Consider the following 12,984-nt stretch of genomic DNA (forward strand, 5'->3'; position numbering starts at 1 on the left):
GACATGGTGATCGTGATGGCGCCGCACGCCACGGCGTCGGATGTGGCCGCGGTCGTCGCGCGGGTCGAGTCGGCGGGCGGCGAGGCCTTCGTCAGCCGCGGGACGAGCCGCACCGTCGTCGGACTGGTCGGTGACGTCGAGCAGTTCGGCACGCTCAGCCTGGGCGCCCTGCGCGGGGTCGCCGAGGTGGTGCGCATCTCGGTGCCGTACAAGCTGATCAGCAGGGAGAGTCACCCGGACCGCTCGGTGGTCCGGGTGGGCGGGGCGCCGATCGGCCCCGGCGCGCCGACGCTGATCGCCGGGCCCTGTGCGGTGGAGACGCCGGAGCAGACGCTGCGGGCGGCACTGATGGCCCGGGCGGCCGGCGCGACCATCCTGCGGGGCGGTGCCTTCAAGCCCAGGACCTCCCCCTACGCCTTCCAGGGCCTGGGAGAGGACGGGCTGAGAATCCTCGCCGACGTGCGCGCCGAGACCGGCCTGCCCGTGGTGACCGAGGTGGTGGACGCCCACGACGTCGAACTGGTCGCCTCCTACGCCGACATGCTGCAGATCGGCACCCGCAACGCGCAGAACTTCGCGCTGCTGCAGGCCGTCGGCGATGTCGGCAGGCCGGTCATGCTCAAGCGGGGGATGTCCGGGACCATCGAGGAGTGGCTGATGGCCGCCGAGTACGTGGCGCAGCGCGGGAATCTCGACATCGTGCTGTGCGAACGCGGCATCCGGACGTTCGAGACTGCCACGCGCAACACCCTGGACATCGCCGCCGTGCCCCTCGTCCAGCGGCTGTCGCACCTGCCCGTCATCGTCGACCCCTCGCACTCGGGCGGGCGGCGCGACCTCGTGCTTCCGCTGACCCGGGCGGCGCTGGCCGTCGGCGCCGACGGGGTCATCGTGGACGTGCACCCCGACCCGGCGACCGCGCTGTGCGACGGGCCGCAGGCGCTCGTCCACGAGGACCTGGCGGAACTCGGCGCGGCCATGCGCGGCGAGCGGGCCGGAGCGCACCGGGTCCTCGACGGCGTCGCCTCCCTCCCGTAACGGCGGCCGGTCGCCGGGCCCGGCCCCGGCGACCGGCCGCCGCATCCTCCTCAAACGGGGGATGGGACGCGGCCCGAGCGGTTGAAAGAGTCCTTCCGTCCCGTCAAACAACCGGGTCCGGGAGGACTGAGCATGACGACAGGCAAGAGCATCGAGAAGCCGGCCGCGGCGGAGCTCTCCGACCGGCTCCGGGGCCGGGTCCTGCTGCCGGGAGACCACGACTTCGCCCCGGAGCTGGACGGGTTCAACCAGATCACCGAGCACGCTCCGGACCTGCTGGCGGTCGTGGCGGGGGCCGAGGACGTGCGCGCCGCCGTCTCCTTCGCCGCCGCCCGCGGGATGCCGGTCGCCGTCCAGGCCACCGGCCACGGTCCGTCGACCGCCGCGGACGGCGGTCTGCTGATCAGCACCCGCAGGATGCGGGGCGTACGCGTCGACCCCCAGGCGCGGACGGCACGGGTCGAGGGCGGCACGCAGTGGTTCGAGGTGGTCGCGGCGGCCGCCGAGCACGGCCTCGCCCCGCTCAACGGCTCCTCCCCGCTGACCGGGGTGATCGGCTACACGCTCGGCGGCGGCCTCGGGCTGATGGCCCGCAAGTACGGCTACGCCGCCGACCACGTCACCGCCCTGGAGATCGTCACGCCCGACGGGCAGTCGCACCGGGCCACCGCCGACCGGGACACCGACCTCTTCTGGGCCGCGCGCGGCGGCAAGGGCAACTTCGGCGTCGTCACCGCCCTCGAGTTCGGCCTCTTCCCGGTGGAGCGGCTGTACGGCGGCGGGCTGTTCTTCGACGGCGAGGCCACCGCCGAGGTGCTGCACGCCTGGCGCGAGTGGACCGCGGCCGTACCGGAGGAGCTCACCTCCTCGCTGGCCCTGCTGCGGCTGCCGGACGTCGAGTCGATCCCGCCCTTCCTGCGCGGCCGGCTGATCGTGCACGTCCGGATCGCCTACCTGGGCTCGGCCGAGGACGGCGACAAGCTGGCCGCGCCGCTGCGCGCCGCCGGTCCACTGGTCGCCGACACACTGGCCGACATGCCGTACACGAGGTGCGGGGAGATCCACAACGACCCCACCGAGCCGATCCCCTACAGCGAGCGGTCGCTGATGCTCCGCGAGCTGGACGACGCGGCGGTGCGCGCGCTGCTGGAGCTGGCGGGGCCGGGCGCCGACTGCATCGACCTGGCGGTGGAACTGCGGCAGTTGGGCGGCGCGGTCGGCCGGCCGCCGCGGACGCCCAACGCCGTCGACCACCGGGACGCCGCCTTCGCGCTGTCGACGCTCTCGCTGCCCGACAACCGGCCCCCTCTCGTGGTGGACGGCCTGGCGGCGTGGGGCACCGGGCGGCGCTACCTCAACTTCCTGGCCAGTCCCGACACCGCGGACCTCGCCGAGAGCGGCTACGAACCGGCCACCTTCGCCCGGCTGGCCGGGATCAAGGCCCGCGTCGACCCGGACAATCTCTTCCGGTTCAACCACAACATCGCACCGCGTCCCCAGCGGGTCTGAGCCCGCACGCGCCCCTCGGCGCGCCCCGTGGCGCGCCCCCGGCGCATCCCCGGCGCATCTTCGGCGCGACTGCCGGTGCGACGCCCGGGGCGCGATATCTCGGCGATACATCCCATTGCAAGGCTGACCGGGACCAATACCACTGTTTGGTGGTTTGTCAATTGGGAGGACATCAGTGAAACGACGAGACGTGATGAAGGGCGTGGCGGGCGCCGCCGCGGTCGCGGCGGCGCCCGCCGCCGTCATCCACGCGGGCAACACCTGGGCGGCGTCGCACGCGGACGCGCCCGTCGCCCGGGCGGCCGGGGAGGAGTCGGGGGACCTGTACACCGAGCAGTACAAGGGCCGCACGATCACCGTGTCGAAGAGCTCCGAGAAGGTGCACATAGACGGCAGGGAACTGCACCTCATGAAGCTGGGCGAGGGCGCCTACCTCAGCTCGATGTGCCACTACCGGTTCGAGTCCACCCCGCTGGCCGCCGGCCGGCAGGCCGTCGACGAGCTGCGCGGGGCGAACCTGCTGCCCTCCGGCGGCCACCACCAGGTCTGACCCGCCCGCGAGAGAACCGAGAGGGAAGAAGCCGATGGTTCCCGTTCGCAAGAACCACCTCAACATGACCGCCCGGGAGAAGAGACGTTTCATCCGCGCGCTGCTGCGGGTCAAGGAAACAGGCGTCTACGACGAGCTGGTCCGGATACACATAAAGATCAACTCGGGTGACTACCTGGACAAGGACGGCGGGGTCGGCAAGCGCTGGGGTCACATGAGTCCGGGCCTGTTCCCGTGGCACCGCCAGTATCTGCTGGTCCTGGAGCGCGCGCTGCAGCGGTTCGATCCGACCGTGACCATCCCGTACTGGGACTGGACCAAGGACCAGAGCCCCGACTCGCCCCTGTGGGCCGACGACTTCATGGGCGGCAACGGCCGGCCCGGCGACCGCAGGGTCATGACCGGACCCTTCGCGCGGTGCAACGGCTGGAAGCTCAACGTCAGCGTGGTGCCGGTCGGCGAGGAGCACCCGGCGTTCAACGGCCACTACACCGCGGACGACCGGGACTACCTGGTCCGCGACTTCGGTACGACGAACCCCGTTCTGCCGACGGCCAAGGAGCTGGAGGACACCCTCGCCCTCACGGCGTACGACACACCGCCCTACAACTACACCTCGGGGTACGGCACCGAGACGCAGTCACTGCGCAACCACCTGGAGGGATACGCGAAGTTCCCCCACGAGGCGAACCTGGGCAAACTGCACGGCGCGGGCCACACCTGGGTGGGCGGCCACATGCTGTACATAGGGTCGCCGAACGACCCCATCTTCTTCATGCACCACTCCTTCCTCGACCGGGCCTGGTCGATCTGGCAGAAGCAGCACCCGGACGTCCCGCAGTACTTGCCGGTGGAAGAGCACCCGGACGTCCCCTCGCTCCACACGAAACTCGCGCCGTGGTACACGATGACACCGGCAGATCTCCTGGACCACACGAAGTTCTATCGCTACGAATAGTAGCTTCCTGCCGCCGACGACAGTTGCCATCGACATTCTGACTGATGCCGATGGCAACTGCATTGGCACCACTCGCACATCACTACCGGGGGTATAGATATGTGCGCCGACTACGTATTCCGAATACTTGGCCCGCTGTTAGTGACCAACGGCGGGGAACCCATTGAAATCAGCGGGATCCGCCGGCAGAAGCTGCTGGCGGCGCTGCTGTTGCAGCCGAATCAGATGGTGAGCCTGGACCGGCTCGTCGACACCATGTGGGACGACAAGCCGCCCGCGTCCGCCCACGGGCAGATCCGCATCTGCGTCTCCGGCCTGCGCCGCCTGCTCAGGGGCGGCGAACGCGACAGCGTGATCGAGACGCACCCCTCCTGCTACCGCATCAGCGTCCACGACGATGACGCCCTGGACCTGTTCACGTTCGAGCGGCTCGTCTCGCAGGGGCGGGCGATGGTCCACGACAACCAGCTGGAGCGCGCCGAGCGGCTGCTGAAGTCCGCGCTCGCGCTGTGGCGCGGACCGGTCGTCACGGGACTCGACAGCTCGGCGCTGGCCTCGCTCGTGGTCCGGCTCCACGAGGACCGGCTGACCGTACAGGAGGAGTACTTCGACGTGGCGCTGAAGTTGGGGCGCCACCAGCAGATCATCGGTGACCTGACGGGTTTCGTCGCCGAGAACCCGTTCCGGGAACGCGCCTGCGCGCAGCTGATGCTGGCGCTGTACCACGCCGGCCGGCAGGCGGACGCCCTGGAGACCTTCCGCGCCATCAGGATGCGGTTCTCCGAGGACCTCGGCATCGAGCCGGCGCGTGACCTGCACGTCCTGCACCAGTCGATCCTGGTCGGACGGCTCGCTTCGGCGACCCCGCAACCTTCGGACGTCTTGGCGCCACCCTCCCCCCGCACGAACGGCACGCAGGGCCGGCCGGCCGGGGTCGCGCTGCTCTCACGCACCTCGCCGAACGCCGTCGGCGTCGACCCGCTGGAGCAGCTGCGACTGGAGAACGACCTGCTCCGTGTGGAGCGCGACGGGCTCCGCCGGATCCTGTCCCTGTGGCTGGACCTGAAAGACGGCGACGCGGGCGCCGCGGCCGTCTGAACCGTCGCACGGCAACGCCCCTCCCCCGGTCTGTGACGAAGCGGACCGGGAGGAGGGGCGTTGTCGGCTCGGCGCCGTGCGGGTCAGGCGTCCTGCTGCGCCCGGGCGGGCGGCAGGGTCAGGGCGATCAGACCGGCCAGCAGCGGGAGCGCCGCGACGACGGCCAGCGCGCTGGTGAGATCCATGTGCTCGGAGAGGGTCCCGGCCGCGGCCGAGCCGATCCCGCCGCCGACGAAGAACAGCAGGTTGAGCACGCCCATGGCGCCACCGCGCCGGGCGGGCTCCAGGCGGCTGGAGAGCACCGCGGTGGTGAGCACCTGCGTGGCGGCGAAGGTCGCCATGCCCATGGAGGTGCCGATGAGCATGACGACGATGCCGCCGTCGACGAGACCGACGATGCCGAGGAACACCGCGCAGCTCACGGCGGTCACGGCGAGCAGCAGGCTGCCGCCCTTGCCGACGGTGAGCTTGCTGGCCACCCGGGCGGCCACGGCGCCGACGACCGCGCCCGGCAGCAGCCAGGCTCCGATCTTGAACACGCCCCAGCCGTACTGCATGGCGAGGATCTGCGGCACCGCGTACATCGCGGCGAACAGCCCGGCGTAGCCGCCGACGCCGATCATGGCGGAGGTCAGGAAGGTGCGGTCGGTGGCCAGGTCGCGCGGGAGGAAGCCGTCGGGCCGCTTGCCGATCCGGGTCAGCAGGCCGGCCACCGACACCACGAGGAGCACCGCGAGCCCGATGACCACCGGGGTGTCGAGGTCGAGGGAGGATGCCTGGATGAGCAGCAGCAGCGAGGTCGCGCCGGCGCCCAGCAGCACCCCGCCGGTCACGTCGACGGCCTTGCCGTAGCCGGGACGGGAGGCCGCGAGCTCCAGGCAGAAGGGCACCAGCAGCAGCGAGAGCGCCGGCAGCACCAGGGTCAGCCGCCAGTCCAGCCAGTCCGTCACCATGCCGCCCATGAGGGTGGCGGTGGAGGAGAACAGGGCCATCGACGCGCCGAAGATGGCCAGGATCTTGGTCCGTTGTTCGGGTGCCGCCGCCGAGGCGAGCGTGAGGGCGCTGGAGGTGATGGCGCCGGAGCCCGCCGCCTGCACGAACCGGCCGGCGATCAAGGTGCCGAAGTCCTGGGCGACCAGGCACAGCACCGCGCCCACGGCGAGGAACAGGGCGCCGGTGAGGAGGGAGTTGCGTACGCCCCACTTCTCGGAGAGCCGCCCGAAGAACGCGGTGCCCACACCGAGCGCGAGGGCGTGCGCCGTCAGCACCCAGCCGGCGACGGCCGGGCGGACCTCCATCTCCATCGCGACGTCGGGCAGCGCCACGCCGGCCGCGGTCACTCCGAAGATCACAGGGCCGAAGAGAGCGCCGAGCCTGAGCCCGGTCAAGCCCGCACCGGGTGCGGTTCGCGGCGGGGCCTGCACCGCGCTGTTGGTGGTCATCGAGAGTCGTCCCTTCCAGGATTCGTGAGGTGTGCCGAGTCGGCGTCTTCGTGTGGTCGGGGGGGCGTCACGCGGGGCGTTCAGACGGCCGTCACGCGTGGCGAGAGGGTGTGGTCGAACCGGAAGAGGTTGTCCGGGTCGTAGCGGGCCTTGATCTCGGCCAGCCGCGCGTAGTCGGCGGGCGCGTAGCCCCGGGAGGCCGGCGGGGCGGTGCCCGGTCCGGCGAGGAAGTTGAGGTGGCTGCGGCCGGTTCCGTGGCGCGCCATCCCGTCCACGACGTGATCGGGGCGCCCGCCGGGCCGTCCGAGCGTGGTCAGGCAGTACAGGGCGTCGCGGTGGTCGGTCGCGCCCGGCACCGGGGCCGGCCGGCCGAGCGCGCCGCCCAGGTGCCGCAGCTCGACCATGACGTCCGTGCAGCCGCTGCCGGGGCCGGCGAGGCGGAGCAGGTCGTCGGCCGCGTCCGGGCCCAGCGCACGCAGCATGACGGAGCGTTGGTCGTAGGGGGTGGGGAAGGCCGGGTCGTTGTGGATGTCCGCGAAGCGGGTGTACGGCATCTCCCCCAGCGTGTCCGCGAGCGTCGGGGCGGCGGCCCGCAGGGGCCCGACCAGTCGCTCCCCCTCGTCGCCCGGGCCGAGGTGGGCGACGCGGACGTGCACGACGAGCCCGCCCCGCGGGAAGGGCGGGATCGGCTCCTGGTCGGGCATCCTCAGCAGCGCCAGCGAGGAGGAGGTCCGCTCCGGCACGGACTCCGTCCACGCCCGCCAGGCGTGCAGCACCTGGGCGACGTCGTCACCGGGGAAGAAGAGGCCGCCGCCGTAGAACCGGGTGACCGGAACGAGCCCGAACTCCAGGGCCGTCACCACGCCGAAGTTGCCCTTGCCGCCGCGCAGCGCCCAGAAGAGATCGGGGTTCCGCTGCGCGGTGGCGGTGCGGGGCAGGCCGTCGGGGGTGACGATGTCCACCGCGGTGACGTGGTCGGCGGCGAAGCCGTACGCGCGGGAGAGCAGCGCGAGGCCGCCGCCCAGGGTGTAGCCGACCACCCCCACCAGCGGTGAGGAGCCGTTGAGCGGGGCGAGGCCGTGCACGGCGGCCGCGTCGACGACCTGCCGCCAGCGCGCCCCGGCCTCGACCCGGGCGGTCCGGGCCACCGGATCGATGCGCACGCCGGTCATCCGGCGGGTGTTGATGAGCAGCCCGGATCCCTCGGTGACACGCGAGGGGCCGTGGCCGGTCGCCTGGACCGCCGTCGGCAGTCCGGTCTCGGCGGCGAAGGCGACGGCCTTGCGCACCTGCGTGGCGTCCCGTGCGCCGAGGACCATCGCGGGCCGGTGCCGCAGGACGCGGTTGAACCCGGCCACCTCGGCCGCGTATCCCTCGTCCCCGGGCCCCAGCACCGGACCGGAAAGGCGTCCGGCAAGCCTGTGCGCGGTTGCCGGTCTGTACATGCGTCAGCCCTCCCAGACGGAGCCAGTCGGTTCGCTGATCACACTTCCAGCGCCGGCTCGGAGGGCCCATCCCTCTATTGAGGGGAAGTGGGCTGCGGCATGTCTCCCATGACGCGGAGCATCCCGACCAGTTGCCTCGTCCGCTCCTCGCCGAGCAGCTCCTCCACCCGTGCGTGCAGGAGCGCCGCCTCCTCGACCCCCTCGGCCAGGCGCCGGCGGCCGGCGTCGGTGAGGGCGACGATGCGGCGCCTGCGGTTCGCCGGATCCATCTCCTTGGTCACCAGGCCGCGCGCTTCCAGGCGGTCCAGCAGGACGGTGAGCGTGGAGCGGTCGACGGCGGCCAGGGCCCCCAGCGCGGACTGGTCCAGGCTGCCGTGGTCGTCCAGGGCGAGCAGCACCGCGAACTGAGGACTGGTCAGGTCGGGCAGGCGCTGCTGCCACAGCGCCGTCCACGCCTGTCCGGCCCGGCGCAGCTGATGCGGCAGCGCGTCTTCCAGTTGTGGCCGGGGTCGGGGGCTTGTGTTCGTCATGACGACCAGTATATTCAGTACAAGGATATTCCGTGTACGGAAGGTTCGATGGGGGAGCAGGATGCGGCTGATCGTGGGAATGACCGGCGCCACCGGAGCGGCGCTGGGTGTGCGACTCCTCAGCGAACTGCGCGGGAACCCGCGGGTGGAGACGCATCTGGTGGTCAGCCGCTGGGCGCGGGCGACGGTGGAGCTGGAGACCGGGCTGAGCGCCCGCGAGGTGGCCGCGCTGGCCGACGTCGCCCACTCCCCCGACGACCAGGGGGCGGCGATCTCCTCCGGCTCGTTCCGCGCCGACGGCATGGTGATCATTCCGTGCAGCATGAAGACGCTGGCCGGCATCCGGGCCGGGTACGCAGAAGGGCTGTTGGGCCGCGCCGCCGACGTGACGCTCAAGGAGCGGCGCCCGATGGTCCTGGTGCCGCGGGAGACGCCGCTCAACGAGATCCATCTGGCGAACATGCTGGAACTCGCCCGCATGGGCGTCTCGATCGTGCCGCCCATGCCCGCCTTCTACAACCGGCCGGAGTCGGTCGACGACATCGTCGACCACATCGTCACCCGAGTTCTCGACCAGTTCGGGATCGAGACCGCCGGCGCCCGCCGCTGGAGCGGCTTCCCGCGGTCACCGGCCGGGCGGGCGGGCCTCGCGGCCGACGTCCCCGCGATGCGCCACAACGGTACGAGGCAGAGGAGCGCCCGTTCATGACCGACCCCACGACCAGGCAGCCGATCCGGTTCGGTGAGCTGCGCGGTTACCTCGACACGCTGGAAGCCCTCGGCGACCTGCGCCGCGTCTCCCGGCCGGTGAGCGCCGACCTGGAGGCCGCCGCGATCACCCGGCTCTCCTGCGAACGGCAGTCCCCGGCCCCGCTGTTCGAGAAGGTGGAGGGCGTCGCGCCGGGCTTCCGGCTGCTCGGGGCGCCCGCCGCGCTCAGCTCCGCGCCCGGCAAGCCCTTGGCCCGGGTCGCCCTGTCCGTCGGCCTGCCCGCCGGGACCACCGCCGCCGAACTGGTCGACCACCTCGCCGCCACCCGCGTCGCGAAGCCCGTGCCCCCTCGGCGGGTCGCGCGGGAGGACGCGCCCTGCAAGCAGAACGTGCTGCTGGGCGACGACGCCACCCTCGACCGCTTCCCGGTCCCCCGGGTCCACGAGTTCGACGGCGGCCCCTACGCCAACACCTGGGGCATCATCGTCGCCAAAACTCCGGACGGCCGGTGGACCAACTGGTCCATCGCCCGGATCATGCTGATCGACGGCAGGCACATGACCGGCCTGGTGATCCCGGCGCAGCACATCGGCATGATCTGGTCGGAGTGGGTGGCGATCGGCGAGCCGATGCCGTACGCGCTGGTGCAGGGCGGCGACCCGGCCATCCCGTTCGTCGGAGGCGTCCCGCTGCCGCCCGGGGCCGACGAGGCCGGCTACATCGGGGCGCTGCACGGCGAGCCGGTCGACGTCGTACGGTGCGAGACGGTGGACCTGGACGTGCCCGCGGGCGCGGAGATCGTCATCGAGGGGCACCTGTCCGTCGGCCGCGACGCGCGGGAGGGGCCGTTCGGCGAGTTCGCCGGATACGGCTCCACCGAGACGTCGATGCAGCCCGTGTACTCGGTCGAGGCCATCACCCACCGCGACGACCCGATCTGGCCGCTGGTGGCCGAGGGCCGGCCGGTGGACGAGTTCCACACCGTGACGGGCGTCGGTCAGGCGGCCGAGGTCCTGGCCGAACTGCGCGCCGCCGGGCTGCCGGTCACCACTGCCTGGTCGCCGCTGCGCGCGGCGTCGCACTGGATGGTGGTGACCGTCCCGCCGGACTGGCGGGAGCGGCTGCCCGGCGTCGACTCCGCCGAACTCACGCACCGGATCGGCAAGGTGCTCTCCGATTCCCACTCGGGCCGCGCCACGGCGGCCACCTTCGTCCTGGACGACGACGTCGACCCGGCCGACGACACCGACCTGTTGTGGGCGCTGGCCACCCGGATCCACCCGCTGGACCGGGCGGAGCCCTGGTACGGCTTCGTCCACCCGCTGCTGAACTGCTACACCCACGAGGAGCGCGCCGCCCAGTCCGGGCCGATCGTCTTCCACGACGGGCTGCTGCCCGCCCCCGGCGAGGGCCGGCTTCCGCACAGTTCCTTCGCCCAGGCGTATCCGGAGCGGATCCGGCGCCGGGTTCTCGAGCACTGGGACGACTGACACCGGACCGGCGTGGTCCTGGTGGCCGGTCCCTCCGGAAAAGGATGGAGCGCGTGAACACCGAGCAGCAGCACGCAGGGCTCGCAGCCCTCCCCCGCCGCGCGGCGACCCGGCACGAGGGCGGTGTCCGATGAGGAGCGCCCTGGTCATAGGAGCCGGTCTGATCGGTACGTCCGCGGCGCTGACGCTCGCCGGACGCGGCGTCACCGTCCATCTGACCGACCACGATCCGGACCGGGCCCGGACGGCGGCGGCCCTCGGCGCCGGCAGCGACGAGCCGCCCCCCGGCCCCGTGGACCTCGCGCTCGTCGCCGTGCCGCCCGCGCACACCGCCGCCGTGCTGGCCGGGGCCATGCGCGCGGGGGTGGCGCGCGGGTACGCCGACGTCGCGAGCGTCAAGGGGGGTCCCCGGCGCGAGTTGGAGGACCTGGGCCTCGACCTCGGCTCGTACATCGGCACCCATCCCATGGCGGGCAAGGAGAGTTCCGGACCGCTCGCGGCCAGCGCCGATCTGTTCGAGGGCCGGCCCTGGGTGCTCACCCCGATGCCGGACACCGACACGGAGGCGCTCAACCTCGCCCTCGAACTGGTCGCGCTCTGCCGGGCCGTGCCCGTGGTCATGGACGCCGCCGCCCACGACCGGGCCGTCGCCCTCGTCTCGCACACGCCGCAGCTCGTCTCCTCGATGGTCGCCGCACGGCTGCGCGCCGCCGACGAGACGGTGGTGCGGCTGTGCGGACAGGGCATCCGCGACGTGACCCGGATCGCCGCGTCCGACCCGCGGATGTGGATCGAGATCCTCTCGGCCAACCCGGGTCCCGTCGCGGACGTGCTCGCGGGGGTGGCGGCCGACCTGGAGGAGACCGTCGAGTCGCTGCGGGCCCTGCAGTCCGCCGACGAGGCCAAGCGGCGCGGCGGCGCGGCGGGCATCGAGGACGTCCTGCGCCGGGGCAACGCGGGCCGGTCCAGGGTGCCCGGCAAGCACGGTGAGGCGCCCGCCACCTACGAGACGGTGGCCGTCCTCATCAGCGACCAGCCGGGCGAACTGGCCCGCATCTTCGCGGACGCCGGGCGCGTGGGCGTCAACATCGAGGACATGCGCATCGACCACGCGACGGGCCGGCAGGCGGGCCTGGCCCAGCTGATGGTGAGCCCCGCGGCGGCCCCCGCGCTGAGCGCCGCCCTGAGCGAACGCGGCTGGTCGATCCGCCGTTGACGACACGAGTCCGGCGGCGGCAGCCGGTTCCGGCACGAGCGGCGCGTGCCGGAACCGGCCTCCCGCACGGCGCCGGCGGGTTCAGCCCTTGGCGACGAGTTCGAGGATCTGCCGGGCGTGCTCGACGGACCCGTCAACGGTGTCGACGTCGTACATCGAGTCGACCATGAAGTGCTCGATGCCCGTCCGGTCGTGGATCTCCCTGATGGTGTCCGCGACCTGCCGCGTGCTGGTACCGGCGTCGATGTTCACCCGCAGCACGGTGTCGATCGCGCCGGGATCGCGGCCCTCCGCGCGGGCCATTTTGTCCAGCGCCGAGCGCTGGGCCGCGATCCCGTCGGCGTCGACGTAGCTGGGCACGACCACCAGCGGCAGCCAGCCGTCGCCGCGCCGGGCGACCCGGCGCAGGGCGCGCTCGGACATGGCGCCGAGGTAGAAGGGCGGCCGCGGCCGCCGCGCCGGCTTCAGCGGGGCGTGGTGTTCCGGTACGGAGAGCTGGTCGCCCTCGTACCGCGCGGGGTCGTCGGTCCAGATGGCGTCGAGGGCGTCGAGCAGTTCCTCCATCCGGGCACCGCGGCGGGTGAAGTCCAGGCCGGCCGCCTGGTACTCCTCGGGCGACCAGCCGACGCCGAAGCCGGGAAGCAGGCGCCCGCCGCTGATCAGGTCGATGGTCGTCAGCGATCTGGCCAGCTGGACGGGCGGGTAGAGCGGGGCGACCAGGACGTGGGAGCCCAGCAGTACGCGGCTGGTCGCGGCGGCGGCGACGCCGAGGAGGACGAACGGGTCGGCCGCGGGGTTCAGTTCCTCGGGGATGGTGTCGCCCCGGCCGCCGTACCCCACGAGGGGGCGGACCGCGGCGAGGTTGCGGTCCCCCACCCAGAGGCTGGCGCCCCCGGCCTCCTCGATCGCGGCGGCGAACGCGCCCGCCCGGGCGACGCCGGATGCCTGGTGGTGGAACTGAGGAAGAGCGAAACCGATCTTCATGACGTCCTTCGCATC

Annotated in this window: 12 protein-coding genes; 8 read left to right on the plus strand and 4 right to left on the minus strand. The window is 72.6% G+C overall.

What is annotated here, in order from left to right; translation table 11 throughout:
* Positions 1 to 3 precede the first annotated feature (3 nt).
* From bagF to bagI, 5 genes are all read left to right on the plus strand, one after another.
* Positions 4 to 1,038 carry a phospho-2-dehydro-3-deoxyheptonate aldolase BagF/FevY gene (gene bagF / locus ACGF3J_RS10715; protein WP_393853932.1) on the plus strand — a complete coding sequence of 345 codons (1,035 nt, stop codon included), beginning with the start codon at positions 4 to 6 and terminating at the stop codon, positions 1,036 to 1,038.
* 132 nt (positions 1,039 to 1,170) lie between these two features.
* The gene (gene bagG, locus ACGF3J_RS10720; RefSeq protein ID WP_161329623.1) at positions 1,171 to 2,547 is read left to right on the plus strand and encodes a bagremycin/ferroverdin biosynthesis FAD-dependent oxygenase BagG/FevA2; all 1,377 of its coding nucleotides are present in this window, start codon (positions 1,171 to 1,173) and stop codon (positions 2,545 to 2,547) included.
* Positions 2,548 to 2,722: 175 nt separating this feature from the next.
* The gene (gene bagZ / locus ACGF3J_RS10725) at positions 2,723 to 3,097 is read left to right on the plus strand and encodes a bagremycin/ferroverdin biosynthesis copper chaperon BagZ/FevE (RefSeq protein ID WP_346346150.1); all 375 of its coding nucleotides are present in this window, start codon (positions 2,723 to 2,725) and stop codon (positions 3,095 to 3,097) included.
* 34 nt (positions 3,098 to 3,131) lie between these two features.
* Positions 3,132 to 4,055 carry a bagremycin/ferroverdin biosynthesis o-aminophenol oxidase BagH/FevF gene (bagH, locus tag ACGF3J_RS10730; RefSeq protein ID WP_393853933.1) on the plus strand — a complete coding sequence of 308 codons (924 nt, stop codon included), beginning with the start codon at positions 3,132 to 3,134 and terminating at the stop codon, positions 4,053 to 4,055.
* Positions 4,056 to 4,196: 141 nt separating this feature from the next.
* A complete protein-coding gene (gene bagI / locus ACGF3J_RS10735) occupies positions 4,197 to 5,153 on the plus strand; it encodes an AfsR/SARP family transcriptional regulator BagI/FevR (protein ID WP_161329625.1) in 957 nt (318 codons plus the stop codon).
* 83 nt (positions 5,154 to 5,236) lie between these two features.
* Here bagI and bagJ read toward each other — a convergent pair whose 3' ends face one another.
* The 3 genes from bagJ to bagL all read right to left on the minus strand — a co-directional run bounded on the left by bagJ (position 5,237) and on the right by bagL (position 8,570).
* Positions 5,237 to 6,595, minus strand: a complete 1,359-nt coding sequence (bagJ, locus tag ACGF3J_RS10740; RefSeq protein ID WP_161329627.1) for a bagremycin/ferroverdin transporter BagJ/FevB — start codon at positions 6,593 to 6,595, stop codon at positions 5,237 to 5,239.
* 80 nt (positions 6,596 to 6,675) lie between these two features.
* Positions 6,676 to 8,040, minus strand: a complete 1,365-nt coding sequence (gene bagK / locus ACGF3J_RS10745; RefSeq protein ID WP_161329628.1) for a bagremycin/ferroverdin biosynthesis FAD-dependent oxygenase BagK/FevA1 — start codon at positions 8,038 to 8,040, stop codon at positions 6,676 to 6,678.
* 74 nt (positions 8,041 to 8,114) lie between these two features.
* The gene (bagL, locus tag ACGF3J_RS10750; RefSeq protein ID WP_161329629.1) at positions 8,115 to 8,570 is read right to left on the minus strand and encodes a MarR family transcriptional regulator BagL/FevM; all 456 of its coding nucleotides are present in this window, start codon (positions 8,568 to 8,570) and stop codon (positions 8,115 to 8,117) included.
* A gap of 61 nt (positions 8,571 to 8,631) precedes the next feature.
* Here bagL and bagM point away from each other — a divergent pair, with 61 nt between their 5' ends.
* From bagM to ACGF3J_RS10765, 3 genes are all read left to right on the plus strand, one after another.
* Entirely contained in the window at positions 8,632 to 9,279 is a 648-nt protein-coding gene (bagM, locus tag ACGF3J_RS10755; protein WP_161329630.1) for a bagremycin/ferroverdin biosynthesis UbiX family decarboxylase BagM/FevK, read from the plus strand.
* Positions 9,276 to 10,769: a bagremycin/ferroverdin biosynthesis UbiD family decarboxylase BagN/FevL gene (gene bagN / locus ACGF3J_RS10760; protein ID WP_393853934.1), complete on the plus strand. Its 1,494-nt coding sequence runs from the start codon at positions 9,276 to 9,278 to the stop codon at positions 10,767 to 10,769. The genes bagM and bagN overlap by 4 nt, the downstream gene beginning before the upstream one ends.
* 130 nt (positions 10,770 to 10,899) lie before the next feature.
* Positions 10,900 to 11,985, plus strand: a complete 1,086-nt coding sequence (locus tag ACGF3J_RS10765; RefSeq protein ID WP_393853935.1) for a prephenate dehydrogenase — start codon at positions 10,900 to 10,902, stop codon at positions 11,983 to 11,985.
* Between the two features lie 81 nt (positions 11,986 to 12,066).
* Here ACGF3J_RS10765 and ACGF3J_RS10770 read toward each other — a convergent pair whose 3' ends face one another.
* Complete coding sequence (locus ACGF3J_RS10770; RefSeq protein ID WP_393853936.1) at positions 12,067 to 12,969, minus strand: TIGR03619 family F420-dependent LLM class oxidoreductase; 903 nt, start codon at positions 12,967 to 12,969, stop codon at positions 12,067 to 12,069.
* Between the last annotated feature and the right edge of the window lie 15 nt (positions 12,970 to 12,984).

Origin of the sequence: Streptomyces sp. NPDC048171, from assembly GCF_043202655.1 — a bacterium.
In the GTDB taxonomy this organism is placed as follows: Bacteria; Actinomycetota; Actinomycetes; order Streptomycetales; family Streptomycetaceae; genus Streptomyces.